The 26,529-nt window shown below is 60.8% G+C and carries 24 protein-coding genes; 9 read left to right on the top strand and 15 right to left on the bottom strand.

Going from position 1 to position 26,529, the window contains the following annotated elements; genetic code table 11:
- Positions 1-97 precede the first annotated feature (97 nt).
- From blrA to creD, 4 genes are all read left to right on the top strand, one after another.
- Complete coding sequence (gene blrA / locus KW825_RS17980; protein ID WP_218292543.1) at positions 98-772, top strand: two-component system response regulator CreB; 675 nt, start codon at positions 98-100, stop codon at positions 770-772.
- A gap of 79 nt (positions 773-851) precedes the next feature.
- Complete coding sequence (blrB, locus tag KW825_RS17975; RefSeq protein WP_218329958.1) at positions 852-2,273, top strand: beta-lactam sensor histidine kinase BlrB; 1,422 nt, start codon at positions 852-854, stop codon at positions 2,271-2,273.
- A 100-nt stretch (positions 2,274-2,373) separates the two neighbouring features.
- Positions 2,374-3,168 (top strand): class D beta-lactamase, encoded by a 795-nt coding sequence (gene blaOXA / locus KW825_RS17970; RefSeq protein ID WP_218329957.1) that lies wholly within the window; start codon positions 2,374-2,376, stop codon positions 3,166-3,168.
- A gap of 123 nt (positions 3,169-3,291) precedes the next feature.
- A complete protein-coding gene (gene creD / locus KW825_RS17965) occupies positions 3,292-4,641 on the top strand; it encodes a cell envelope integrity protein CreD (RefSeq protein ID WP_218329956.1) in 1,350 nt (449 codons plus the stop codon).
- A 61-nt stretch (positions 4,642-4,702) separates the two neighbouring features.
- Here creD and glmU read toward each other — a convergent pair whose 3' ends face one another.
- The 15 genes from glmU to mioC all read right to left on the bottom strand — a co-directional run bounded on the left by glmU (position 4,703) and on the right by mioC (position 18,477).
- Positions 4,703-6,064 carry a bifunctional UDP-N-acetylglucosamine diphosphorylase/glucosamine-1-phosphate N-acetyltransferase GlmU gene (gene glmU, locus KW825_RS17960; RefSeq protein WP_218329955.1) on the bottom strand — a complete coding sequence of 454 codons (1,362 nt, stop codon included), beginning with the start codon at positions 6,062-6,064 and terminating at the stop codon, positions 4,703-4,705.
- 93 nt (positions 6,065-6,157) lie between these two features.
- Entirely contained in the window at positions 6,158-6,586 is a 429-nt protein-coding gene (locus KW825_RS17955) for a F0F1 ATP synthase subunit epsilon (RefSeq protein WP_042651592.1), read from the bottom strand.
- Positions 6,587-6,604: 18 nt separating this feature from the next.
- Positions 6,605-7,993 (bottom strand): F0F1 ATP synthase subunit beta, encoded by a 1,389-nt coding sequence (gene atpD / locus KW825_RS17950; protein WP_042651591.1) that lies wholly within the window; start codon positions 7,991-7,993, stop codon positions 6,605-6,607.
- A 33-nt stretch (positions 7,994-8,026) separates the two neighbouring features.
- Entirely contained in the window at positions 8,027-8,893 is an 867-nt protein-coding gene (atpG, locus tag KW825_RS17945) for a F0F1 ATP synthase subunit gamma (protein WP_042651590.1), read from the bottom strand.
- A 42-nt stretch (positions 8,894-8,935) separates the two neighbouring features.
- On the bottom strand, positions 8,936-10,477 hold the full coding sequence (gene atpA / locus KW825_RS17940) for a F0F1 ATP synthase subunit alpha (RefSeq protein ID WP_042651589.1): 1,542 nt from the start codon (positions 10,475-10,477) through the stop codon (positions 8,936-8,938).
- A 15-nt stretch (positions 10,478-10,492) separates the two neighbouring features.
- Positions 10,493-11,026, bottom strand: coding sequence for a F0F1 ATP synthase subunit delta (gene atpH / locus KW825_RS17935; RefSeq protein ID WP_042651588.1), 534 nt, complete (start codon positions 11,024-11,026; stop codon positions 10,493-10,495).
- A gap of 13 nt (positions 11,027-11,039) precedes the next feature.
- On the bottom strand, positions 11,040-11,510 hold the full coding sequence (gene atpF, locus KW825_RS17930) for a F0F1 ATP synthase subunit B (protein ID WP_042651587.1): 471 nt from the start codon (positions 11,508-11,510) through the stop codon (positions 11,040-11,042).
- Positions 11,511-11,564: 54 nt separating this feature from the next.
- Positions 11,565-11,807, bottom strand: coding sequence for a F0F1 ATP synthase subunit C (gene atpE, locus KW825_RS17925; RefSeq protein WP_005307205.1), 243 nt, complete (start codon positions 11,805-11,807; stop codon positions 11,565-11,567).
- A gap of 61 nt (positions 11,808-11,868) precedes the next feature.
- The gene (gene atpB, locus KW825_RS17920; protein ID WP_042651586.1) at positions 11,869-12,648 is read right to left on the bottom strand and encodes a F0F1 ATP synthase subunit A; all 780 of its coding nucleotides are present in this window, start codon (positions 12,646-12,648) and stop codon (positions 11,869-11,871) included.
- An 8-nt stretch (positions 12,649-12,656) separates the two neighbouring features.
- Positions 12,657-13,067, bottom strand: coding sequence for an ATP synthase subunit I (locus tag KW825_RS17915; RefSeq protein WP_042651585.1), 411 nt, complete (start codon positions 13,065-13,067; stop codon positions 12,657-12,659).
- 190 nt (positions 13,068-13,257) lie between these two features.
- Entirely contained in the window at positions 13,258-14,166 is a 909-nt protein-coding gene (locus tag KW825_RS17910) for a ParB/RepB/Spo0J family partition protein (protein WP_218292549.1), read from the bottom strand.
- Complete coding sequence (locus KW825_RS17905; protein ID WP_042651583.1) at positions 14,163-14,966, bottom strand: ParA family protein; 804 nt, start codon at positions 14,964-14,966, stop codon at positions 14,163-14,165. The genes KW825_RS17910 and KW825_RS17905 overlap by 4 nt, the downstream gene beginning before the upstream one ends.
- A gap of 27 nt (positions 14,967-14,993) precedes the next feature.
- Entirely contained in the window at positions 14,994-15,620 is a 627-nt protein-coding gene (gene rsmG / locus KW825_RS17900) for a 16S rRNA (guanine(527)-N(7))-methyltransferase RsmG (RefSeq protein ID WP_042651582.1), read from the bottom strand.
- An 8-nt stretch (positions 15,621-15,628) separates the two neighbouring features.
- A complete protein-coding gene (gene mnmG / locus KW825_RS17895; RefSeq protein ID WP_042651581.1) occupies positions 15,629-17,518 on the bottom strand; it encodes a tRNA uridine-5-carboxymethylaminomethyl(34) synthesis enzyme MnmG in 1,890 nt (629 codons plus the stop codon).
- Positions 17,519-18,027: 509 nt separating this feature from the next.
- The gene (mioC, locus tag KW825_RS17890; RefSeq protein WP_218329954.1) at positions 18,028-18,477 is read right to left on the bottom strand and encodes an FMN-binding protein MioC; all 450 of its coding nucleotides are present in this window, start codon (positions 18,475-18,477) and stop codon (positions 18,028-18,030) included.
- 383 nt (positions 18,478-18,860) lie between these two features.
- On the opposite strand from mioC, the gene KW825_RS17885 reads away from it, so the two are divergent.
- The 5 genes from KW825_RS17885 to fhuB all read left to right on the top strand — a co-directional run bounded on the left by KW825_RS17885 (position 18,861) and on the right by fhuB (position 26,513).
- Entirely contained in the window at positions 18,861-20,972 is a 2,112-nt protein-coding gene (locus tag KW825_RS17885) for a TonB-dependent siderophore receptor (RefSeq protein WP_218329953.1), read from the top strand.
- 61 nt (positions 20,973-21,033) lie between these two features.
- On the top strand, positions 21,034-22,680 hold the full coding sequence (locus tag KW825_RS17880; RefSeq protein ID WP_218329952.1) for a multidrug ABC transporter permease/ATP-binding protein: 1,647 nt from the start codon (positions 21,034-21,036) through the stop codon (positions 22,678-22,680).
- A 147-nt stretch (positions 22,681-22,827) separates the two neighbouring features.
- Positions 22,828-23,592: an ATP-binding cassette domain-containing protein gene (locus KW825_RS17875; RefSeq protein ID WP_218292553.1), complete on the top strand. Its 765-nt coding sequence runs from the start codon at positions 22,828-22,830 to the stop codon at positions 23,590-23,592.
- 12 nt (positions 23,593-23,604) lie between these two features.
- Positions 23,605-24,534, top strand: coding sequence for an ABC transporter substrate-binding protein (locus KW825_RS17870; RefSeq protein ID WP_218329951.1), 930 nt, complete (start codon positions 23,605-23,607; stop codon positions 24,532-24,534).
- Positions 24,531-26,513, top strand: coding sequence for a Fe(3+)-hydroxamate ABC transporter permease FhuB (fhuB, locus tag KW825_RS17865; RefSeq protein ID WP_218329950.1), 1,983 nt, complete (start codon positions 24,531-24,533; stop codon positions 26,511-26,513). The genes KW825_RS17870 and fhuB overlap by 4 nt, the downstream gene beginning before the upstream one ends.
- Positions 26,514-26,529: the final 16 nt, after the last annotated feature.

Genomic DNA, 26,529 nt, shown 5'->3' with positions numbered 1-26,529 from the left:
CGAAATGTTAGCGCCTTTTTTGGAAAAATAAAACCGCAAATAGGATCCAATTTGGTTCGATGCCAGAATGGGCAGGCCGATTTGCGACGAGGACGCCATGCAAAAACGAGTCATCTGGCTGGTGGAAGATGAAGCCAGCATCGCCGATACCCTGATCTATGCGCTGCAGACCGACGGCTTCGAGGTGGAGTGGTTCCCCCTCGGCCAGCCTTTATTGGCGCGACTGGAACAGACGCGACCGGATTTTCTGATCCTGGATGTGGGGCTGCCAGACATCGGCGGTTTCGAGCTATGCAAGCAGGTGCGGGCCCGCTGCGACACGCCGCTGATGTTCCTCACCGCCCGCAGCGAGGAGATAGACCGGCTGATCGGGCTGGAGATAGGGGCCGATGACTACGTGGCCAAGCCGTTCTCGCCGCGGGAGGTGTGCGCCAGGGTGCGGGTGATACTGCGCCGTAGCCAGCCGGTCGCTCAGGCCACCAGCCAGCCGCTGGTGCTGGACGAGGAGCGGGCCCGTATCTGCTTCCACGGCCAGGCGCTGGCGCTCACTCGCTACGAGTACCTGCTGCTCAAGACCCTGATGCAGGCGCCGGGCCGGGTCTACTCCCGCCAGCAGCTGATGGATCTGGTGTGGAGCGGGGCCGAGGAGAGCCTGGATCGCACCGTGGATACCCACATCAAGACCCTGCGCGCCAAGCTGCGGGAGCGGGACTCGGAAGCAAATCTGATCCTGACCCATCGCGGGCTGGGCTACAGCCTGGAGTTGGCATGAGAAGCGGGATTGCAACGGCTGCGTGGACTGAGGCTCACATGACAAGAGAACGGCAACAGCTGTGCAGCCGGGTGTGGGCATGAGAATAGGGCTGCAACTGCTGTGCGGACTGGTGCTGATCTTCGCGCTGGCCGCCTGGTTCGTGCTGGAGATCTTCGTCGAGGAGATAAAACCCGGGGTGCGCAGCGCCACTGAGGACACCCTGGTCGACATGGCCCAGCTGCTGGCCCCGCTGGCGCTTGACGATCTGCAGGAAGGCAGGATGGAGGATGGCCGACTGGCCGGCGCCTTCGCCCGCCTCAACCAGAGCCCCATCAACGCCCTGATCGACGGCCACCTCAAGCAGCAGGCGGAGTACCGCATCTACGTGGCCGACGCCCAGGGCAAGGTGGTCTATGACTCGAGCGGTCAGGATCTCGGCAAGGACTACTCCCGCTGGAACGACGTCTACCGCACCCTGCGCGGTGAGTACGGCGCCCGCAGCACCCGCAGTGACCCGGACGATCCCGCCAGCTCGGTGATGCACGTGGCCGCCCCGCTGCGCTCGGGTGAGCAGATCCTCGGCTCCCTCACGGTCGCCAAGCCCAACCGCACCCTGCTGCCCATGATAGAGCGCAGCGAGCGCCAGCTGCTGCAGGGGGCAGCGGTGCTACTCTGCCTCGCGCTGCTGATCGGCGCCCTGCTGGTGTGGTGGCTCACCCGCGCCATCGGCAAGCTGGTGCACTACGCCGATGCGGTCAGTCAGGATCAGCCCGCCAGCCTGCCCAGGCTCCACAGCCCGGAGCTGGACCGGCTCGGCCGCTCCCTGGAGACCATGCGCCGCCAACTCGACGGCAAGTCCTACATCGAAGGCTATGTGCACAGCCTGACCCACGAGCTGAAGAGCCCGCTGGCGGCCATTCGCGGGGCAGGGGAGATACTGACCGAGGCGCCACCACCGGAGGTCGCCCAGCGCTTTATCGGCAACATCAACCTGGAGACGGCCCGCATGCAGCGGCTGATCGAGCGCATGCTGCAGCTCGCGCGCCTCGAATCGGGTCAGGGGCTGGACAGACAGGCCATCGCACCCGCCAGGCTGGGCAGGCGGACCCTGGATGCCCGCCAGATAGTCGCAGAGCGTCGCCAGATAAGCCTGCAGGCCGAGCTCGGCGAGGCCCCCAAGCAGCGATGGGATCCCTTGCTGGTGGAGCAGGCCCTCGGCAACCTGCTGGATAACGCCCTCGACTTCTCCCCCCTGGGCGGCCGAGTCTGGCTGAGCGGCGAGATGAGCGCCGACGGCTACTGCTTCCGGGTGCGGGATCAGGGGCCCGGCATCCCGGACTATGCGCTGCCGCGGATCTTCGAGCGCTTCTACTCCCTGCCCAGACCCGACAAGGGCAAGAGCAGCGGCCTCGGGCTCAGCTTTGCCGCCGAGGTGGCCCGCCAGCACGGCGGCCAACTGACCCTGGGCAACCTGCCGGAAGGCGGGGTACTGGCCGAGCTGTGGCTGCCGGCCGGCTGACTTCACACCGAGCACACAGAGCGACGCTAGGCTGTGCCTCCTCGAGAGCTTGCCCCACCAGGGGCATAGACGCGTATTCAGATGAATCAAGGAGATATTCATGTCCCGCATCCTGCTGTCCGGCCTGCTCGCCGCCGGCCTGCTCTGCTCATTGCCCACCAGCGCCGCCTCCGGCTGCCTGCTGTTTGCCGATGGCACAGGCAAACCACTCAGCGCCGAGGGTGACTGCGCCAGCCAGCTGCCACCCGCCTCCACCTTCAAGATCCCGTTGGCCCTGATGGGCTATGACAGCGGCTTCCTGGTAGATGAACAGCTGCCGGCCCTGCCGTTCAAACCCGGCGATGCCGACTTTCTGCCCGAGTGGCGGGAGACCACCAGCCCGAGCAGCTGGATGAAGTACTCCGTCATCTGGTACTCCCAGCGCCTCACCGAGTGGCTCGGGGCGGCGCGCCTCCAGCAATACGTCGACCGCTTCGACTACGGCAACCGGGATCTCGCGGGCAACCCGGGCAAGCACGACGGTCTGACCCAGGCCTGGCTCAGCTCCAGCCTCGCCATCAGCCCGCAGGAGCAGGCCCGCTTCCTCGGCAAGCTGGTGAGCGGCAAGCTGCCGGTCTCAGCCCAGACCCTGAACCACACCAGCGCCATACTGCGCCAACCGGACATCGATGGCTGGCAGATCCACGGCAAGACTGGCATGGGCTATCCCAAGCTGCTGGATGGCAGCCTCAACCGGGAGCAGCAGATCGGCTGGTTCGTCGGCTGGGCCAGCAAGCAGGACAAGAAGCTCATCTTCGTCCACACCGTCATCCAGAAGCCGGGCAAACAGTTTGCCTCGCTCAGAGCCAGGGAAGAGGTGTTCGCCGCCTTGCCGGCCCAGCTGAAGAAGCTGTAACCCCTTCCCTCAACCGGCGCCTGGCGCCGGTTTTTTTATGGCCCTTCACCCTCACTTCACAGGGCCCCATCACCCCTTCACCCTGACTCTGCACCATGGCGCCCATCAACAAGGAGATGCGTCATGGTCAAACAGATACTCACCCACAAGATTGTCCTGCTGCTACTGCTCAGCCTGCTGTTGATGATCCCCGTTCACTCCATCATGGAGCTGAACCGGGAGCGTCAGGCTTATCTCAGCCAGGCCATCCACAGCATCATGGCCAGCAGCAGCGGCCCACAGCGCTTGCTGGGACCCGTGCTGGTGAAACCCTATACCAGGGCCGTCACCGTGGAGCAGGACGGCAAGCGTTTCGTGCGCGAGGAGCGGGTCTATCGCTACCTGCTGCCGGATCAGCTGGATGTGCTGGCCAGCATGGAAGTCACCCCGCGCAAGCTCGGCATCTATCAGGCTCAGGTCTATCACAGCCGCCTCTCCCTCTCCGGCCGCTTGCCGGTGAGCCTGACCGACAAGGCGCTGGTGGCCGGCAATCCGGATCTGAGTTTCGACGGCGCGGATCCCGCCCTGATCCCGGGCAAGCCCTACCTCAGCCTGGTGCTGTCCGATGCGCGCGGCATCAACAGCGTGCCCGAGCTGCGACTCGGGGAGCGGCGCATCCCCTTCGTGCCCGGCGCCCTGCTGGGGGATGGGATGGCTGGCATTCATGCTCAGCTCGAGGCCCTGCCCGGCGAGGACGGGCGCTTTCACATCGAGCTGGATCTGCAGGGCATGAACGCGCTGGAGGTGGTGCCCCTCGGCCAGGACAGCAAGCTTAGGCTAAGTGGCAACTGGCCCCATCCCAACTTCATCGGCGATTTCCTGCCGGGCAGCCGCACCCTGAACGAACAGGGCTTCGATGCCAGCTGGCAGACCAGCTGGTTCGCCACCGACATGGAGACGCGCTTCAACCGCATGATGAAGGGGGTGGGGACCGAGCTGCCGAGTTTCAGCGTCAGCCTGGTACAGCCGGTGGATCACTATCAGCAGAACGAGCGGGCCGCCAAGTATGCCCTGCTGTTTATCGGCCTCAGCTTCCTCAGCTTCTTCATGTTCGAGCTGCTCAAGGGGCTGCGGGTTCACCCGATCCAGTACACGCTGGTGGGCATGGGGCTGGTCATCTTCTATCTGGTGCTGCTGGCGCTGACCGAGCACCTCGGCTTTGGCCTGGCCTATCTCGTCGCCAGCCTCGCCAGCGTAGCGCTCAACGGCTTCTACCTGAGCCATGTGCTGGGCGGGCCGCGTCAGGGGCTCGGCTTCGCGGCCCTGCTCGGACTGGTCTACGCCATCCTGTTCGGGCTGCTGCAGGCGGAGGAGATAGCCCTGCTGCTCGGCGCCCTGCTGCTGTTTGCCATACTGGCGCTGCTCATGATGCTGACCCGCAAGCTGGACTGGTACCAGGTGATGGCCACGCCCTCCTCCACCCGCGAGTCATAGCCGACAAGCCAAAAACAAAACCGGCGCCCAAGGGCGCCGGTTTCATTTCATTGATCGGGCATCACTTCTTCTTCACCGGGCGGGCCCAGTGCTTGATGTGACGCTGGGGTACCCGGGTGATGACCAGCTCGTGCTCGGCCACGTCCTTGGTGATGGTAGAGCCCGCCCCCAGAGTGGCCCCCTTGCCGATGCGCACCGGCGCCACCAGCTGGGTGTCGGAGCCGACGAACACATCATCCTCGATGATGGTCTGGAACTTGTTCACCCCATCGTAATTACAGGTGATGGTGCCGGCCCCTATGTTCACCCTGGCACCGATCTCGGCATCCCCCAGATAGGTCAAGTGGCCACACTTGGAGCCGACCCCGAGCCGGGACTTCTTCATCTCGACGAAGTTGCCCACATGGGCGTCCTGCTCCAGCACGGCGCCGGGACGCAGGCGGGCGAAGGGGCCCACCGAGCACTGATCGGCCACCTGGGCGCCTTCGATGACGGAGTAGGGCTTCACCTCGCTGTGATCGCCGATCTCGCAATCCTTCAGCACGGCGCCGGCGCCGATGCGCACATGATTGCCGAGCTTCACCTTGCCCTCGATGATGACGTTGACGTCGATCACCACCTCTTCACCTATCTCCAGCGTGCCGCGCAGATCGAAGCGAGCCGGATCGATCAGGGTGACGCCGGCGATCATCAACTTCTCGGCCTGCATCTTCTGATAGCTACGCTCGAGCGCCGCCAGCTGGACCCGGTTGTTGGCCCCCTCCACTTCCATGGCGCTGTCCGGGTGGACGGCGGCGATGGGGCAGCCATCCCCATGGGCCATGGCGATCACGTCGGTGAGATAGAACTCGCCCTGGGCATTCTTGTTGTCCAGGCGAGAGAGCCAGCTGCGCAGCTGCGCACCCTTGGCTACCAGCACGCCGGTGTTCACCTCGCGGATGGCGAGCTGCTCGGCGTTGGCATCCTTCTGCTCGACGATGCCGACCACCTGGCCGTGCGCACGCACTATGCGGCCATAGCCGGTCGGGTTGTCCAGCACCACGGTCAGCAGCGCCATGCCGTCGTCAGCCTTGGCGGCCAGCAGCCGTTGCAGGGTCTCCGGCTGGATCAGCGGGGTGTCGCCGTACAGTACCAGCACGTCGTCTTCGTCCTGCCAGAACGGGATGGCCTGGGCGACCGCATGGCCTGTGCCCAGCTGCTGCGCCTGCAGCACCCAGTTCAGGTCCGGAGCGGCGATCCGCTCCTTCAGCAGCTCGGCGCCGTGGCCGTAGACCAGGTGCAACTGCTCGGCACCGATCTGGCGAGCGGTCTCGATGACATGGGACACCATGGGTTTGTTGGCTACCGGGTGCAGCACCTTGGGCAGAACGGAACGCATACGAGTACCTTTACCCGCAGCCAGGATCACGACGTTGAGAGACATAGCTAGCCTTTGAAACATGAGGAAATACCCGGCGGAGTCTATCCAACGGATAAAAAAAAAGCGACCCGAAGGTCGCTTTTTGCATCACCGTGATTAGCGGTAATTCTTTTTGACGATATCGATAACCCGCAGCTGGGCCATCGCTTTGGCCAGCTCGGCAGATGCCTGAGCATAGTCGATATCACCATGGGAGCTGTTGATCCGCTCTTCGGCACGGCGCTTGGCTTCCTGGGCTTTCGCCTCATCCAAGTCGTCGGCACGAATGGCGGTATCGGCCAGCACGGTCACGGCTTCGGGTTGTACTTCCAGCATGCCGCCGGAGATGTACAGCACCTCTTCGCTACCATTTTGCTTGATCAAGCGGACCAGGCCCGGCTTGATGGCAGTCAGCAACGGAGCATGACCGTGACGGAGACCCAGCTCACCCTCGGAGCCTGTTACCTGAGCGGATTGCACGCGACCGGAAAACAGTTTCCCTTCGGCGCTCACCACATCCAGGTGAAATGAGATCATCTCAGCCATGGGCCCTCCTATCGAGACTTACAGTTTCTTGGCTTTCTCGACGACTTCGTCGATGCTACCAACCATGTAAAACGCCTGCTCTGGCAGATCGTCGTACTCGCCTTTCAGGATGCCCTGGAAACCACGAATGGTCTCTTTCAGCGGCACGTATTTGCCGGAAGAACCGGTAAATACTTCGGCCACGAAGAACGGCTGGGACAGGAAACGCTCGATCTTACGGGCACGGGATACGGTCAGTTTGTCTTCTTCTGACAGTTCATCCATACCCAGGATGGCGATGATGTCCTTCAGCTCTTTGTAGCGCTGCAGCACGATCTGCACACCACGAGCGGTCTCGTAGTGCTCCTTGCCTACCACCAGCGGATCCAGCTGACGGGAGGTGGAGTCCAGCGGGTCAACGGCCGGGTAGATACCCAGTGCCGCGATCTGACGGGACAGAACGATGGTCGCATCCAGGTGGGCGAAGGTGGTCGCCGGAGACGGGTCGGTCAAGTCATCCGCAGGCACGTAAACGGCCTGAACTGAGGTGATGGAACCAGTCTTGGTGGAGGTGATACGTTCTTGCAGAACGCCCATCTCCTCGGCCAGGGTCGGCTGGTAACCTACTGCGGACGGCATACGGCCAAGCAGTGCGGATACTTCGGTACCGGCCAGGGTATAACGGTAGATGTTGTCCACGAAGAACAGCACGTCACGACCCTCGTCACGGAACTTCTCGGCCATGGTCAGACCGGTCAGCGCCACGCGCAGACGGTTTCCGGGCGGCTCGTTCATCTGACCGTACACCAGAGATACTTTGTCCAGTACGTTGGACTCCATCATCTCGTGGTAGAAGTCGTTACCCTCACGGGTACGCTCACCCACCCCGGCGAACACGGAATAACCGCTGTGTTCGATCGCGATGTTACGGATCAGCTCCATCATGTTGACGGTCTTGCCGACACCGGCACCACCGAACAGACCGACCTTACCACCCTTGGCGAACGGACAAACCAGGTCGATAACCTTGATGCCGGTCTCCAGCAGCTCGGCGCTGTTGGACTGATCTTCGTAGCTGGGGGCTTCGCGGTGGATGGACCAACGCTCTTCTTCGCCGATCGGACCCTTCTCGTCGATGGGCTCGCCCAGTACGTTCATGATACGACCCAGGGTCGAGGTACCAACCGGTACCTGGATGGCCTTGCCGCTGTTAACTACTTCCAACCCACGACGCAGACCGTCGGAGGAACCCATGGTGATGCAACGAACGACGCCGCCGCCGATCTGTTGCTGCACTTCCAGTACCAGACCCTGGCCTTGGCCTTCGCTGATGACCTTCAGTGCATCGTACACCTGGGGCACGGCATTCTGCGGGAACTCGATGTCCACTACAGCGCCGATGATTTGGACGATGAAACCGTTACTCATGTCAAATCCTCTAAATCTTTGATAACCCTTGCCTTACACCGCAGCAGCACCGGATACGATCTCTGTCAGTTCCTGGGTAATACTGGCCTGACGGGCCTTGTTGTACACCAGTTGCAGATCGTTAATCAGGTTACCGGCGTTGTCAGTCGCGGCTTGCATGGCAACCATTCGGGCTGCCTGTTCACTGGCCAAGTTTTCTACCACACCCTGGTACACCTGGGATTCGACATAACGAATCAACAGGGTATCCAGCAGCTGCTTGGGATCCGGCTCATAGAGGTAATCCCAGTGGTTCTTCTTGTTCAGCTTGCTGTCTTCTGTTACGGGCAAAGGCAGCAGTTGATCGACCTTTGGTTGCTGAACCATGGTGTTGACGAACTTGTTGTACACCAGGTACAGCCTGTCAATCTCACCGTTGTCGTAAGCCTTCAGCATGACCTTGACTGAACCAATCAGGTCATTGACGCTCGGGTTGTCACCCAGTCCGGAGACATGGGCTTTCACCTTGGCGCCGTGCCGCTCAAAGAAGTTGGAGGCCTTGCTGCCGATCAGTGCCAGGTCAACCTTGGCACCTTTCGCGCTCCATTCCTTCATCTCATTGAGGGCGGCTTTGAACAGGTTGATGTTCAGGCCGCCACACAGGCCACGGTCGGTGGAGACGACGATGTAACCCACTCGCTTGACCTCACGTTCGATGAGGTAGGGGTGCTTGTATTCCAAGTTCCCCTGAGCGATATGGCCGATCACCTTGCGCATGGTTTCAGCGTACGGACGGCTGGCAGACATGCGTTCCTGCGCACGGCGCATCTTGCTGGCTGCCACCATTTCCATAGCGCTGGTGATCTTCTGAGTGTTCTTCACACTCCCGATCTTGTTACGTATCTCTTTTGCGCCGGCCATCTCTTCTCTCCATCAGGTGGCAGCTTGCGCTGCCACACACGCTTACCAGGTCTGGGTTGCCTTGAAGTCATCCAGCAACGCAGTCAGCTTGCCAACGATCGCGTCGTTGTAGTCGGCCTTGGCATTGATTTCAGCCATCAGCTCGGCATGCTGGGTATTGGCGTAAGAGAGCAGAGAGGCTTCGAAGTCGACGATCTTGCTCAGTTCGACATCGGCGAGGTAGCCCTTCTCGGCGGCGAACAGCACCAGAGACTGGTGAGCCACGCTCATCGGGGAGTACTGCTTCTGCTTCATCAGCTCGGTCACTTTCTGACCATGGTCCAGCTGCTTGCGAGTCGCATCGTCCAGATCGGAAGAGAACTGGGCGAATGCCGCCAGCTCACGATACTGGGCCAGCGCGGTACGGATACCACCGGACAGCTTCTTGACGATCTTGGTCTGAGCAGCACCGCCCACACGGGATACGGAGATACCCGGGTCAACTGCCGGACGAATACCGGAGTTGAACAACTGAGTGGTCAGGAAGATCTGGCCATCGGTGATGGAGATCACGTTGGTCGGAACGAACGCAGACACGTCGCCGGCCTGGGTTTCGATGATCGGCAGCGCGGTCAGAGAACCGGTCTGGCCAGTCACGGCACCCTTGGTGAACTTCTCGACGTACTCGACGTTGACGCGGGAAGCACGCTCCAGCAGACGGGAGTGCAGATAGAACACGTCGCCCGGGTAGGCTTCGCGTCCTGGCGGACGGCGCAGCAGCAGGGAGATCTGGCGATAGGCTACGGCCTGCTTGGACAGGTCATCATAGATGATCAGCGCGTCTTCACCGCGGTCACGGAAGTACTCACCCATGGAGCAGCCGGCATAAGGAGCCAGGTACTGCAGGGCGGCGGCTTCGGAAGCAGAGGCAACCACCACTATGGTGTTGGCCAGTGCGCCGTGCTCTTCCAGCTTGCGCACCACGTTGGCGATGGTGGAGGCCTTCTGGCCAATCGCAACGTAGACACACTTAATGCCGGAGTCTTTCTGGTTGATGATGGTGTCGATCGCGATGGCGGTCTTACCTACCTGACGGTCACCGATGATCAGCTCACGCTGGCCACGACCGATAGGGATCATGGAATCGATGGCTTTCAGACCGGTCTGGACTGGCTGGTCAACAGACTTACGCTCGATAACGCCCGGGGCAATGACTTCGATCGGCGAGTAGCCGTCGTTGTCTACCGGACCCTTACCGTCGATCGGCTGACCCAGGGTGTTGACCACCCGGCCCAACAGACCACGACCGACCGGCACTTCCAGAATACGGCCGGTACCTTTGACTTTCATCCCTTCCGCCAGGTTGGCATAGGGACCCATTACTACGGCACCAACGGAGTCACGCTCCAGGTTCAATGCCAGAGCGAAGCGGTTGCCCGGCAGCTCGATCATCTCACCCTGCATGGCATCGGCCAGGCCGTGGATACGAATGATACCGTCACTCACAGAGACGATGGTACCTTCGTTACGCGCTTCGCTTTTGACATCAAACTGCGCAATGCGCTGCTTGATCAGCTCGGCGATTTCAGTGGAATTCAGTTGCATGCTCTAATACCCCAATCAAGATTGCAGCGCATCGGCCATGCGATCCAGCTTACCGCGGACAGTGCCGTCGATAACCAGATCACCGGCCTTGATGAGCACCCCGGCCATCAAGGACGCATCTGTGCTGCAATTCAGCTTCACTTTGCGCGCGAGACGTTGTCCCAGAGAAGCCTGAATATTGGCTTTCTGCTGGTCGGTCAGTTCGATCGCCGAAATCACGTCAGCCTGAACTTCTTTGTCCAGTTCAGCCTTGAGCGCTACAAATTCAGCAACGACAGCCGGCAGCACACCCAAGCGACCATTCTCGGCCATCACCCGGATCAGGTTCTGACCATGCTCGTTGAGCTGCTCACCGCAGACGCCCACAAACAGATTTGCAAGCTCTTCGGCAGCCATGGAGCCGTTAACCAGAACGTGGATGGTCTCGTTCTCTGCAACTTGTGCAGCGAAGCCGAGCATCTCCAGCCATTGGTCAACCGCCTTGTGCTCAACGGCAAACTCGAAAGCAGCCTTGGCGTAGGGGCGAGCGATAGTAGTCAGTTCAGACATAGCCCCGTTCCCGTTACAGTTCTGCTACCAGTTTGTCGACGATGTCGCTGTTGGCAGCCTGGTCGATTTGGCGTGCCAGGATCTTCTCTGCACCCGCGATGGCAAGAGCAGCAACCTGCTTGCGCAGTTCTTCTTTGGCACGATGACGTTCAGCTTCGATCTCTGCACGGCCCTGAGCCAGGATTTTTTCCCGCTCTGCTTGAGCGCCGACAGCGGCCTCATCAATGATCTGGGCCTTGCGTTTGTTGGCCTGATCGATGATTTCGGCAGCCTGGTGCTTGGCTTCTTTCAGCTGATCGGTGGCGTTGGCCTTGGCCAAATCCAGATCTTTCTTGGCACGCTCGGCAGAAGAGAGACCATCAGCAATTTCTTTCTGACGGGCTTCGATGGCAGCGATCAACGGCGGCCATACGTACTTCATGCAAAACACTACGAAGATGAAAAAAGCAATTGCTTGGCCGAGGAGGGTGGCGTTGATATTCACAGCCGATGTCCTCTTAAGTTAGTTAATGGGTTATGCCTGGAGAGTCGCAACGACTTAGCCAGCAACCGCAAACATCACATACAGACCCAGACCAACGGCAATCATCGGGATCGCATCTACCAGACCCATAACGATGAAGAACTGGGTACGCAGAACAGGGATCAGGTCAGGTTGACGAGCCGCACCTTCCAGGAACTTGCCACCCAGGATACCGATACCGATGGAGGCGCCGATAGCCGCCAGACCCATCATCATTGCAGCAGCGATGTACAGCAGGTCCATGTTCAAGTTTTCCATGAGGATCTCCATTTATTTAGATGTAATTGATTGTATAAAAAGGATTATTTGAGTTGCATCATCAATGGTCTTCTTGTGCCATCGACAGATAGACGATGGTCAGAACCATGAAGATAAACGCCTGCAAAGTGATGATCAGGATGTGGAAAATTGCCCAAGGCACGGACAGGATCCACTGTGACCACCAGGGTAACAAACCCGCAATAAGGATAAAGATCAGTTCGCCAGCATACATGTTGCCGAACAGTCGCAGACCCAAAGAAACAGGCTTGGAAATCAACGTGACGGTTTCAAGGATGAAGTTAACCGGGATGGCAGCGGGGTGATTGAAAGGCTGAAGCGTCAGCTCCTTCACGAATCCGCTGATACCCTTGACCTTGATACTGTAATACAGGATCAAGAAGAACACGCCCAAAGCCATGGACATGGTGATGTTAACGTCAGCAGAGGGAACCACACGCAGATAGGGAACACCCATCAACTGTGCAGCGTGAGGGATAAAGTCAACGGGGATCAGATCCATCAGGTTCATCAGGAAGATCCACACAAACACCGTCAGGCCCAAAGGTGCGATGACCTTGTTGCGACCATGAAAGATGTCTTTGACGTTACCATTCACAAACTCGACCAGCATCTCCACAAAGCACTGCAGCTTACCGGGTACACCGCTGGTAGCCTTGACGGCCACGCGGCGGAACAACCAGATAAACAGGGCGCCTAGCAAGACGGAAAATATCATAGAGTCGATATTCACCGTCCAGAACCCGGACCCGACTTGCAGGTGGGTCAGGTGGTGGGAGATATATCCCTGAGGAGTCAGGACTTCTCCGGTTGCAGACATGAGTTTTCCTAATAGTGGTTGTTAAGCGTGAATGAAACTATCCACTGTACAACGAGGGCGAGGATATAAGTGGCGAAGAACGAGACGGTGTCGACCTCGATCCCGGAGCCAAACATCAGGGCGAAAAGTCCTGTTGTAGTAATGAGCTTAATCCCTGCCCCACCATAAAAGTCCCGCAAAACCAAGCCCACACTCTCCTTCGTCACCTTGCGGCGCAGAACCCAGAGTGTAAACAGGGCTTGAGGAACCCAGTACATTCCGCCCCCATAGAGGGAGGAACGTCCGGCGAACGCCCCCGCCTGATAAAACCAGACGGAACTGATCGCCAGGATCAGGATGAGCTGACAAACGAGCATAGCCAAGGCTAGCGTCAAACCTTCCAAGGCTATTTTCTGTTTCACCAACCTACCCCTGAACATTACAGAACTGTAAAAAATCGGGATCCGAAGACCCCAGGTTCACAGCTCTAAAAGCCGGTCAAATTATACCCGTGAAGACAGCTATTGCAACATGGCAAAAATCCTTAATTTTTGCGGCTTTCCGCGCGAAATTAAGGTTATGTTCATATCAAAAGGAATGGATGTTTTATTACTACAAAAAGCGTAAAAATCACGATTCTGACAGGCCAAAATAGCACAGTAAGCGGTCCAAATCCGCTAAGTTATCGTAACTTATTACTAACTTACCGCTATCCTGCTTGCCCGGTTGAAGTTGTACCTGATTGCCAATTTTTTCTGAAATCTGGCGCTCGATGTAACCGAATTGGGGATCGCGGACGGGTTCAACCTTGGTTTTTGCCGGATCCAGCGCTTTTTGCACCAGTTTCTCGGTATCTCGTACGGTCAGCCCCTTCTGGGCGACCAGCTTGGCCAGCTCGGATTGGGCCGGGCCGCTCAGGGCCAGCAGGGCACGGGCATGGCCCATGTCAAGGTCGCCGTGCTCGACGAACCGCTTCACATCCTCGTTGAGCTGGTTGAGGCGCAGCAGGTTGGTCACGGTGGTGCGGGACTTGCCCACCGCCTCGGCCACCTGCTGGTGGGTCAGCTCGAATTCGGTCAGCAGCCGCTGCAAGGCGACCGCCTCTTCGATGGCGTTGAGATCTTCGCGCTGGATGTTCTCAATCAGCGCGATGGCCACCGCGGCCTCGTCGGGCACATCCTTGACGATGCAGGGCACCACCTCAAGCCGGGCCAGCTGGGAAGCGCGCCAGCGCCGCTCACCGGCGATGATCTCGAAACGGTTCTCGCCGATGGAGCGTACCACTATCGGCTGAATCACACCTTGCGCCCGGATCGAGTTGGCCAGGTCTTCCAGCGCATCCTGCGACATGTCCTTGCGCGGCTGGTACTTGCCGGACTGCAGCCACTCCAGCGGCAGCTTGCGCAGCTCGCCCTGGTTGGTGGGCGCCATGGCCTGCTCGGTACGCTGATCGCTCATCACCTGTTTCTGGCGGGCGGCCGTGCTGGTGCTAAGCAGGGCATCCAACCCCTTGCCCAGCCCACGTTTCTTCAGAGTCATATGCGCTCTCGGTCTGCGGTGATCGGCTGTGGTTCCTGCTCCTGACGACGCAGGATCTCGCCAGCCAGGGCCAGATAAGCCTTGGCCCCCACCGATGATTTGTCATAGTGCATAGCCGGGGCACCGAAGCTCGGGGCCTCCGCCAGTCTTACGTTGCGGGGGATGATGGTGCGATAGACCTTGTCCCCGAAGTGCTGTTTCAGCTGATCGGACACATCATTGGCCAGCCGGTTGCGGTGATCGAACATGGTGCGCAGCACCCCCTCGATCTTCAGCTCCGGGTTGACCACGGCCGCCAGCTTGCTGATGGTGTCGACCAGGGCGGTGAGCCCTTCCAGCGCGTAATACTCGCACTGCATGGGCACCAGCACGGAGTCGGCGGCGGCCATGGCGTTGACGGTAAGCATGTTGAGGGAAGGCGGGCAGTCGATGAAGACGTAGTCGTATTTGTCCCGCACCGAGGCCAGCGCATTGCGCAGGCGGAGCTCGCGGGCGAAGAATTCCATCAGACGGATTTCCGCCGCCGTCACGTCGGCATTGGCGGCGATGAGGTGATAGCCACCCGAGGTCTCGGTGATGATCACCTCGTTGATGGGGGCATCGTCGATCAGCAGTTCATAGGCGGTGCGTTCGACTTCGTACTTGTCGACACCGCTGCCCATGGTGGCATTGCCCTGCGGATCCAGATCGATCACCAGCACCTTGCGCCGGGTGGCGGCCATGGAGGCGGCCAGATTCACACAGGTGGTAGTTTTACCCACTCCACCCTTCTGGTTGGCTATGGCAATGACTTTTCCCACACTATCCCCTAAATGAATACGGCGGCCCTATTCGGGCTGGATGGCTTTAAACTCCAGCAGATGACGTTCACCTTCCAGCTCCGGCACCACCAGCTGATGGGTGGCGACCAGACGGATGCTGGCGGGCAACTGCGCCAGTTCCTGCTCGGGATATTGTCCCTTGAGCGCCAGGAAGCTGCCCTGAGGCGACGGCAGATGGTGACACCAGGTGAGCATGTCCTCCAGGGAGGCAAAGGCCCGGCTGAGCACCCCATCGAACCCCACTTCCGGTTGATACTCTTCAACCCGGGATTTGACTGGCGTCACATTGGTCAGTCCCAGCTCCTGGATCACCTGGCGGATGAAGTTGATCCGCTTGCCCAGGCTGTCGAGCAGCACGAACTGCTTGTCCGGGTTGATGATGGCCAGCGGCAGGCCGGGCAGGCCGGGGCCGGTGCCCACATCGATGAAACGCTCACCGTGCAGGTGCGGGCTCACCACCAGGCTGTCAAGGATATGCTTGACCAGCATGGCGTCCGGATCTCGCACCGAGGTGAGATTGTAAGCCTTGTTCCACTTGTGCAGCAACTCGACCAAGTGTACCAACTGGCTCTTTTGATGGTCGGTGATAACAATACCGGCCTGCATGAGCAGGCCGTTCAATCTTTCCAGCATGGGGATCCTCAGGCGGTTTTACGCAGCAGGCCGTGTTTCTTCAGGTGAACCAGCAGGATGGAGATGGCCGCGGGGGTGATGCCGGAGATGCGGGAGGCCTGACCTATGGTCTGCGGCCTGGCATCGCTCAGCTTGGCGATCACCTCGTTGGAGAGACCATTCACGTCGCGGTAGTTCATGTCCAGCGGCAGCAGAGTGTTCTCATTGCGCAGCTGCTTCTCCACCTCGTCGTGCTGACGCTCGATGTAGCCGGCGTACTTGATCTGGATCTCCACCTGATCCGCCGCCGCCGTATCTTCCAGCGCCGGGCCCACCCCTTCGATGGCCATCAGGGCATCGTAGGTGACCTCCGGCCGACGCAACAGCTCTTCCAGGCTCTGCTCGCGGGTCAATGGGGTGTTCACCAGGGCGTTGACCGCCTCCAGTGACGGGTGTTGCGGGTGGATCCAGGTCGAGCGCATGCGCTGACGCTCCAGCTCAACCTGCTCCATCTTGGCGTTGAACTTGCTCCAGCGCTCGTCATCCACCAGACCCAGCTCGCGGCCGACGGCGGTCAGGCGCAGATCGGCGTTGTCTTCACGCAGCAGCAAGCGGTATTCGGCGCGGCTGGTGAACATGCGGTAGGGCTCGCGGGTCCCCAGGGTGGAGAGATCGTCCATCATCACGCCCATGTAGGCCTGATCCCGGCGGGGGTGCCAGGCTTCTTTGCCCTGGGCACGCAGGCCGGCGTTCAAGCCGGCCATCAGCCCCTGAGCCGCCGCCTCTTCATAGCCCGTGGTGCCGTTGATCTGGCCAGCGAAGAACAGGTTGGCGATGCACTTGCTCTCCATGTTGGCCTTGAGATCCCGCGGATCGAAGAAGTCGTATTCGATGGCGTAGCCGGGACGGGTGATATGGGCATTCTCGAAGCCGCGGATCGAACGCACGATCTGCACCTGCACATCGAATGGCAGGCTGGTGGAGATCCCGTTCGGATAGAGTTCGTGGGTGGTCAGGCCTTCCGGCTCGACGAAGATCTGGTGCGCTGTCTTGTCCGCGAAACGGGTGATCTTGTCCTCGATCGACGGGCAGTAACGGGGGCCTATCCCCTCGATCACCCCGGCGTACATGGGGCTGCGATCCAGGTTGTTGCGGATCACCTCGTGGGTCTGCTCGTTGGTGTGCGTGACGTAGCAGGGCACCTGGCGTGGGTGCTGGCTGGCATCGCCGATAAACGAGAAGACCGGGCGGGGATCGTCACCGTGCTGCTGCTGCATCACGGAGAAATCGACGGTGCGGGCATCGATGCGCGGCGGCGTGCCTGTCTTGAGACGATCGATGCGCAGCGGCAGTTCACGTAACCGCTGGGCCAGGGCGATCGAGGGAGGATCCCCGGCGCGGCCGCCCTTGTAGTTTTCCATGCCGATGTGGATCAGGCCGTTCAGGAAGGTGCCGACGGTCAACACCACCGTCTTGCCGCTGATGCGGATCCCGCTCTGGGTGACGACACCGGCGACACGATCCCCGTCCATGATCAGATCATCACAGGCCTGCTGGAAGATCTTCAGGTTGGGGTAGTTCTCCAGAGTCTGGCGAACTACGGCCTTGTAGAGCAGACGATCCGCCTGGGCGCGAGTGGCTCGTACCGCCGGTCCCTTGGAGGAGTTGAGGGTACGGAACTGGATCCCGCCAAGATCGATGGCTCGCGCCATGATCCCGCCCAGGGCGTCAACTTCCTTGACCAGGTGTCCCTTGCCGATCCCGCCGATCGCAGGATTACAGGACATGTGCCCCAGCGTATCGATGTTGTGGGTCAGCAACAGGGTATTGAGACCCATGCGGGCGGCCGCTGTTGCTGCTTCGGTTCCTGCGTGACCGCCACCGACGACGATCACATCAAATTGTTCATGGTATTGCATTGGGGATCACCTTGATCTGCACGCCTGAAGATCTGTATTTGCCTGGGCTGAGGGGCGGATCATTCTATCCGTTTCGCATCCTGAGGGGAACGTCTACTTCAGGATCAGTATGGATGAAGGATCCGGTAATTAGATCTTAAGGATCTTTAGATCGATCTTTTATTGGATCTTTTATTAGGATCCAGGGTTTCTGTTGATAAGCACTTTTTGATCATAAAGATCATCTGGTTAAAGACGATCCCAGCTTGTGGAAAAGCTTGGATCCTGGGACCGTGAATAGGGGGATAACCAGTGCTTTTATACACAGGCGGCTGGCGGGCTGGATCTCATACATGGATAACTATAGGTTTTGCAGAGCTTTACACGGTAGTTATACACATTACCCCCGAGTGTTGTGGGTAACAATGTAGAACAACTCGTTCGGATCAATCTGTTAATAACCTGGTGGATAGGGATCTGGGGATAAACGGGGAGATCAAGGCTTTTCTGCCGGATCTCCCAGGCCCTGATCAGGCGATCATCTGCATCCAGTCCTGGATCCAGGCTTCGGCGGCATCTTCCGGGATCTCGTGCTGGGTGACATCGATGTCTAGACGATCCCCGATCCGGCTGGCGCCACACTCGGCCAGCAGCTGATCCAGCGTCCTGCCACCCTGGCAGAAGGTGTCATAACTGCTGTCACCGAGCGCGATCACGCCATATTTCAAGGCATTAAGATCCGGATGCTGGTCGGCAAGATCCTTGACGAAGGGCTGCAGGTTATCGGGAACATCACCGGCGCCATGGGTGGAGGTGACCACCAGCAGGATGGCATCAGGCTCTGCCAGCACCTCGGCGAGGCTGGCCGGGTTGTGGATCTTGGGCTGATGACCCGCCTGCTCCAGCAGGTTGGCGACATGATCTGCGACATATTCGGCGGCGCCCAGCATGGAGCCGACGATGAGATTGAGTTTGGCCATGGAATGGATCCTGAAAGAATGCGGAGAGTGCGGAACCGGATTCTACCGCCAAAGGATGTGGATAAATATGGATAAAGCTTGGGGATAAAGGATCCTTCCGGCTTTTTCATGCAGAGGCGGGTTTCACCGCTATTTTTGATCCTTCCCAGAATCCCGCCATCTTGCTCAATGCATGAATGAGTCCTTCTGCTCAAAATCCCGCCTCATTGATACGTTAAGTAACAATGCAGATGCAAATGATTAGCAATTAATGAATCGATTCGATCATGGCTCCTGTAGTAGCATGACGCTGCTTTATTCGCCTAAGGAACCGGGCTAACCGGCAGGATTGGGCGGTCATAATAAGAAACCAAAATAACTTATTGATATTTGAGACATTTAATATGATTGCGCAAGATAACAACTCAACTGCAACTATGCGGAAGAAGGGTGTCCAGCACCTGCTGCCGCTCTCCTGTTTACTAGCCAGTCTGCCGGTTCTGGCAGCGGAACAAGCCGATAAGGAATTACCCAAGGCCAGCGAGACCATGGTGGTGACAGGTACCGCCATGAAGATCGAAGTGCCGATGGCCGAGACGCCCCGTGCCGTCTCGGTGGTCAATCGCGAGGAGCTGGATCAGCACGCCGTGCTTCAGCTCGATGAGTCCGTGCGCTACCGCTCTGGCGTGCTCACCGGCCTGTATGGCTCGGACAACAACACCGACTGGTTCAAGGTCCGTGGCTTCGATGCCGCCTCCTACCTGGATGGCAACCGCCAGTTCAGCACCGGCTACTATGTGTGGACGCCGGAGCCCTTCGGCCTGGAAAGCGTGGAAGTGCTGAAGGGACCGGCCTCCATCCTCTACGGCGAGGCCCCTCCCGGCGGCGTGATCAACTCCATCAGCAAGCGTCCGACCGCGACCCCGCAAGGATTGGTCAATCTGCAGCTGGGCAACCGGGATCTGCGCCAGATCGGCGTCGACTTCTCCGACGAGCTGACCGACAACAGCCGCTATCGCATGGTTGCACTCTATAAAGAGCGTGACGGCGTGCTGGATGGCACCTATAACGAGCGCTCCTATCTGGCGCCAAGCGTCACCCTGGATATCTCGGATCGCACCAGCCTCACCCTGCTGGCCAGCTTCCTGCACGACGAAGGGGTGCCGACCAACGGCTTCTTCCCCGTCTATGGCACCCTCAACACCGAGGGCGGCCAGATCGATCCCAGCACCAACCTGAGTCAGCCGGATTACGATCGCAACCGCAACACCCAGATCTCCACCGGTTACGAGCTGGCCCACCAGTTCAACCAGACCTGGGAGTTCAAGCAGAACGTCCGCTTCAACTACAACGATCTGCTGCTGCGCCAGACCTACATCTTCCCGACTTACGAAGGCACCACCGCCTACCGTGGTCTGGTCTACCGCGATGGCGACACCAAGAGCGCCACCATGGACAACCAGCTGGTGGGTTACTGGAACACGGATCGCACCGAGCAGACTCTGCTGCTGGGGATCGATCTGCAGCGTCACGTGAACGAAGGGGTCGAGGCCGACAACTACGCCATGGGATCCATCGATACCATGAACCCGGATTACGGCAACTTCCCTGGCTTCGATGAATCCACCGCCACCTATCAGAAGAACACCAAGGGCCAGAGCGGCCTCTATGCCCAGCACCAGATCCGTTGGGACGATCGCTGGTTGCTGACCGCCGGCGGCCGCTTCGACTATGTGGAGACCCACAACATCAGCGAAGCGGCCAGCAAGAACGAGAAGCAGTACGATGACAACCTCTCGCTCTCCGGCAGCCTGATGTACCTGGCCGACAACGGCCTCTCCCCTTACTTCGCCTATGCAGAGTCGTTCGAGGTGCTGCCGGGGATCGATCCCAACACCAAGAACTCCTACAAGCCGCTCGAGGGCAAGCTGTACGAGACCGGCATCAAGTACGCGCCGAGTTTCCTCGATGGCTACATCAACCTGGCGCTGTTCGATCTGGAGCAGACCAACTCCCTGGTCTCCACCGGTTCCGGCCAGCAGACTCAGGCAGGCAAGGTCAAGTCTCAAGGCGTAGAGGTTGAGGGGAGCGTGCAAGCCACAGAGGCACTGCGCCTGACCGCGGCTTATACCTACACCGATGCCAAGACCAACGACACCGGCAACGGTGATCGCCAGGCCAGCCTGATCCCGCGCCACCAGGCCTCCTTCTGGGGTAACTACAAGGTGCAGCAGGGTCCGGTCTCCGGGCTGGAAGTCGGCACCGGGGTGCGCTATATCGGCTCCAGTGTCGGCATAGGTGCGGTGGATGCCAACTACAACCCCATCTATGGTTCGGCAGAGGTGCCGGCCCAGACGGTGTGGGATGCGATGATCGGGTATGACTTTGCCAAGAACTGGCGGGCCCAGATCAACGTCAACAACCTGCTGGACGACACCTATGTGGCGAGCTGTGATTACTACTGCTACTACGGTGAACCGCGCAGCATAGTCGGATCTGTCAACTACCGCTGGTAAGATACAGGCCGGGCGGGGGCCTCAAGCTCCCGCCCTCCTTCTTTTTGTACACAGGCCTGTCATGGAACTCTTGTCACTGGTTTACCGCCAATATCGTTGGCCCTTCATTGCCATTACCCTGCTCAGCCTGCTCAGTGCGGTGAGCGGGATAGGCGTCATCGCCTTCATCAATCACTCTCTCATCGAATCCGTAGGGGATCCGCTGTCGGTGCTCGGCCAGCTGATCGGCCTCATTCTGCTGTTGCTGGTGATCACACTCGGCTCTCAATTGGCCCTGACCACGCTCGGTCATCATTTTGTCTATCGCCTGCGTGGCCGCCTGCTCAAGCAGTTGCTGGACACCGACGTCGCCCGCATTCGCCAGATAGGGCAGGGGCCGTTGCTGGCCTCCCTCTCCAGCGACATCGGCCAGATCACCATCGCCTTCGTGCGCCTGCCGGAGCTGGTGCAGGGGCTGGTACTCACCATAGGCTCTGCGCTCTACCTCGGCTGGTTGTCGCCGGCCCTGCTCGGGGTCACCGCACTCTGGGTCACCCTCACCATGGTGGTGGGCTGGCTGCTGGTCAACCGGGTCTATCGCCACCTGTCCCACATGCGCCAGGCCGAAGACAAGCTCTATCAGAACTACCAGGCCATCATCGCCGGCAGCAAGGAGCTGGCGCTCAATCGCGAGCGGGCGCACTTCATCTATCACCGGCTCTATGAGCAGAACGCGCAGGACTATCGTCGCCACATCATCAGTGCCGACACCTATCACCTGAGCGCGGTGAACTGGTCGAACATCATGATGCTGGGGGCCATCGGCCTGGTGTTCTTCCTGGCCAACGGGCTGGGTTGGGCCAACACCAACGTGGCGGCCACCTTCGCCCTGACCCTGCTGTTCCTCCGTACCCCCTTGTTGCAAGGGATAGGGGCGCTGCCGACCCTGATCTCCGCTCAGGTGGCATTCGACAAGATAGCGAGCCTGACCCTGGCCGAGCCGGATCCCGCCTTCCCGCTGCCACCTGCACCCCAGGCCTGGCAACGCATCCAGCTGGAGCAAGTGAGCTTTCACTATCAGGGGGAGGGCGGCTTCGCAGTGGGGCCCATCAGCCTCACCATAGAGAAAGGGGAGCAGATCTTCATCATCGGCGGCAACGGCTCCGGCAAGTCGACCCTGGCCATGCTGCTGACCGGGCTCTATCAGCCGGTCTCGGGCCGGATCCTGCTGGATGGTGAGCCCATCACCGATCGCAACGCCTACCTGGCGCTGTTCTCCGCCATCTTCACCGATTACCACCTGTTCCAGCATCTGCTGGGGCCAGAGCCGAAAGAGGCGCTGATCGCCGAGTGGCTGGAGCGGCTGCAGATGGGCAGCAAGCTCGTCATCGAGGACGATTTCATCGCCAACGTCGAGCTCTCCCAGGGGCAGCGCAAGCGGGTCGCCCTGCTGCTGGCACTGGCCGAGCAGCGCGAGGTGATGCTGTTTGACGAGTGGGCGGCGGATCAGGATCCCCAGTTCCGCCGCATCTTCTACCAGGTGCTGTTGCCGCGCCTGAGAGAGATGGGCAAGACGGTGATCGCCATCAGCCACGACGATCTCTATTTCTCCCAGGCCGATCGCCTGCTGGAGATGCGCCAGGGCCAGCTCACCGAGCTGACCGGCGCGCGCCGTGAGCAGGTCAGCCAGGATGCCGTCGCCCATCTGGATAATGAAGTGCCGGTCTGACACCGGCACTGACAGGACTGGCACCAAGGCCAGCACAGGAACAGATCATGTTTGAGACGAAATCTGCCGGTTTTATGGTGAACGATCGCCGATCGATGGCGCACACCGACTTGAGCTTCGGGCATCGAGCCAGTGCGGGAGCAGATCATGTTTGAGATGAAAGCCGCCAGCTTCACGATAAGCGACCGTAAGCTGCTGCAACCCACCAGCCTGCGCTTCGAGCAGGGCCAGGTCTATGGCCTCATCGGCCACAACGGCTCCGGTAAATCCACCTTGCTCAAACTGCTGGCGCGCCAGCAACCCCTGAGCGATGGCGAGATCCTGTTCGACGACAAGCCGCTGTCCGAGTGGGGCAACCGGGACTTCGCCCGTCAGGTGGCTTATCTGCCACAGCACCTGCCGAGTGCCGAGAACCTGCTCGGCCGGGAGCTGGTGGAGATGGGTCGCTACCCCTGGCGCGGTCTGCTGGGGCGTATGCAGGAGGCCGATCACCGTCAGGTCGACAAGGCCATCGCCCTCACCCATACCGAACGCTTCGCCGACAGGCTGGTGGATACCCTGTCCGGTGGCGAGCGGGGCCGGGTCTGGCTGGCCATGTTGCTGGCCCAGGAGAGTCGCTTCATCCTGCTGGATGAGCCGCTGGCCGCGCTGGATGTGGCCCACCAGGTGGAGGTGCTGACCCTGGTGCAGCAGTTGAGTCGTCAGCTCAACCTCGGGGTCATCATCGTCATCCATGACATCAACATGGCGTCCCGCTTCTGCGATCGGCTGGTGGCGCTGCACAGTGGCCGCCTGCTGACCCACGGCGAGCCGGAGCAGATCATGACCAGCGAGACGCTGCACGCCATCTACGGCATCCCCATGGCCGTGATGCGCCATCCGGATCACGCCCACAATATCGCCATCATCTAGTCGGGGATATCGATGCGTTTACTGAAAAAAACGGGCTGGATCTGCTGTCTGCTGGCTCCGCTGCTGTTGCAGGCCCAACCGGCAACTACCGAGCAGGAAGTGCAATCCATCCCCCGCATCGCGACCGTCGACTGGACGGTAGCTGAAACCCTGCTGGCCCTCGGCGTCACGCCGCTGGCCATGGGGGATGTGGACTCCTATCGCGCCTGGGTGGGGGAGCCAGAGCTCCCCGCCGAGGTGGTGGATATAGGCCTGCGGATGCAGCCCAATCGCGAGCTGCTGGCGGAGCTCAAACCCGATCTGATCCTCATCTCGCCGCTGATGGCATCGCTGGAACCCACCCTGTCCCGCATTGCCCCGGTACTATCCATCGCCCTCTATGAACCCGATACCGATCTGTGGCAGCGGCTGCACGAGGCGACCCTGACCATAGCCGCCCTGGTGGGTAAGAGTGCCGAGGCCGAGCACCAACTCGCCGCGCTGGACAGGGATCTGGCGCAGCTGAAGGCACGGCTGCCCGCGGATCTGCCGCCGCTGCTGCTGGTGCAGTTTATCGACGAGCGCCATGTGCGGGTGTTTGGCCGCCACAGCCTGTTCGAGGCGGTGATGGGGCGGCTGGGGCTGCGCAACGCCTGGCAGGGGGAGACCAATGCCTGGGGCTTCTCCGTGATCAGTCTGGAGCAGTTCCTGGCCCTGCCAGAAGCACTGCTGGTGGTGGTCGACCCCATCCCGGTGGGGGTGAGCGAGCGGCTGCAGGAGCCTGGGCTCTGGCAGCATCTGCCGTTGGTGAAGCAGGGCAAGGTGCTGCACCTGCCCGCCGTCTGGAGTTTCGGCGGTCTGCTGGCCGCCCGCCGCTTCGCCGAGCTGCTGAGCGAGGCCCTGCAGGAGGACGCGGCCTCCGATCTGGCAACCCATGTGTCCGCCGAGGGGGCCACCCAATGAATCAAATCCTTCCCGTCTCCCTGCTGCGCCCCGGTCTCGTCCTGCTGCTGTTGACCCTGTCGCTGGCCGGCTGGGATCTGGCTCATCAACTGCCGCAGGCGCTCTGGTGGCAGACCCTGTTCTCGCCGCAGCTGGATGATGTCCGCCAGGCGGTGATCCACTTCAGCTGGCTGCCCAGGCTGGCCATCTGCCTGCTGGCTGGCGCTGCCCTCGGCCTGGCCGGCACCCTGATGCAGCAGGTGCTGCGCAATCCGCTTGCCTCACCGACGACCCTGGGGGTCGCCTCCGGCGCCCAGCTGGCGCTGATGATGGTGACCCTGTTTGCCCCGAGCTGGTTGCTGATCGGGCGCGAGTGGATTGCCATGCTAGGGGGCAGCCTCGCCATGGGGCTGGTGTTTGCCCTGGCCTGGCGTCGTCAGCTCAACCCCGTGGTCATCGTATTCGCGGGCCTGGTGATCAACCTCTATCTCGCGGCCATCAGCCTGGGGCTGCTGCTGTTCTTCCAGGAGGAGCTCAAGGGCCTGCTGGTGTGGGGCAGTGGCTCATTGGCCCAGACCAGCTGGAGCGGTGTCGGCTACCTGCTGCCACGGTTGCTGGTGGCCGGTGTGCTGGCGGCGCTGCTGGCTCGCCCCTTGGCGGTGCTGGAGCTGGATGACGCCAGCGCTCGCAGCCTGGGGGTCTCCCTCAAGCACCTGCGCTTCGCCGGCCTCGGCCTCGCGGTCTTCATCACCGCCTGTGTGGTGAGCGTGGTGGGGCTGATCGGCTTCATCGGGCTGGCGGCCCCTGTGATGGTGCGGATGCTGGGGGTGAGGCGGCTAGGTTTGCGCCTGCTGTGGGCCCCGGTGCTGGGTGCCCTGCTGCTGGCGGCCACCGATCTGCTGCTGCAATCCCTGACCCGCTTCTGGCCCGTGTTGATCCCGACCGGCGCCATGACTGCCCTGCTGGGGGCGCCGCTGCTGCTCTGGCTGATCCCGCGCCTCAGCTTCAAGTCGACGACCCCGAAAGCAGCCGTCGGGCTGGTGGTGGCGCGGCATCCGGCGCCGGCGCGTTTCATCGGTATTTTGGTGGCCGGGCTGGTGGTCGCCATGCTGGCCTCCCTGCTGTTTGGCCAGGGGATGAACGGCTGGGGTTGGCCGAGCTGGCTGAGGTGGCAGGCCCAGCTGGAGTGGCGTCTGCCGCGTACCCTGGCGGCCGGAGCTGCCGGTGTGCTGCTGGCGCTGGCGGGCACCCTGCTGCAGCGGGTCAGCAACAACCCCATGGCGAGCCCCGAGCTGCTGGGGGTGAGCGGTGGCACCTTCATGGGCGTGATCGTCATGGCCCTGCTGCTACCCGCCCTGCCGCTGCCCCTGATGTTGCTGGGGGGCCTGCTGGGAGCCTTCGTTTGCCTGCTGCTGCTGGTGCTGATCAACCGCAAAAACGGCTTCCAGCCGGAGCGGATCCTGCTGTCTGGCATCGCCATCACGGCGCTGTTCGAGCCGCTGCAGGCCATCGCCCTGGCCAACGGCGACATGCGGGTGCAGCAGCTGCTCGCCTGGATGTCCGGCTCCACCTATTACGTCACCCAACCGGTGGCCAGTGCGCTGGCCCTGCTGGCGCTGTTGATGCTGGCGGTCTGCCTGCTGGTGAGCCGCTGGCTCGATCTGATGCCGATGGGACCGGCGGTGGCGACCGCGCTGGGGGTTCGCCTCAGCCGTGCCCAGCTCGTCATACTGCTGCTGGTGGCCGTGCTCACCGCCAGCGCGACCATGGTGATAGGGCCACTCTCCTTCGCCGGCCTGCTGGCACCCCACATGGCCAAGCTGATGGGGCTGGTGCGGGCCCGCTGGCACCTGCTCGGCGCGGCGGGCTGTGGCGCCCTGCTGATGGTGTCGGCCGACTGGATCGGCCAGCAGATCCTGTTCCCGCAGGAGCTGCCGGTCGGGCTGGTCTCCACCCTGTTAGGGGGCGCTTACTTCATGTGGTGCCTGCGCCGCCTCTAGGGTCCTGAATAAAAAA

This window comes from Aeromonas sp. sif2433, assembly GCF_019218705.1.
Lineage (GTDB): Bacteria > Pseudomonadota > Gammaproteobacteria > Enterobacterales > Aeromonadaceae > Aeromonas > Aeromonas encheleia.
Note: the sequence above shows the minus strand (reverse complement) of the source record. Positions and strands in the feature narration are given on the sequence as shown.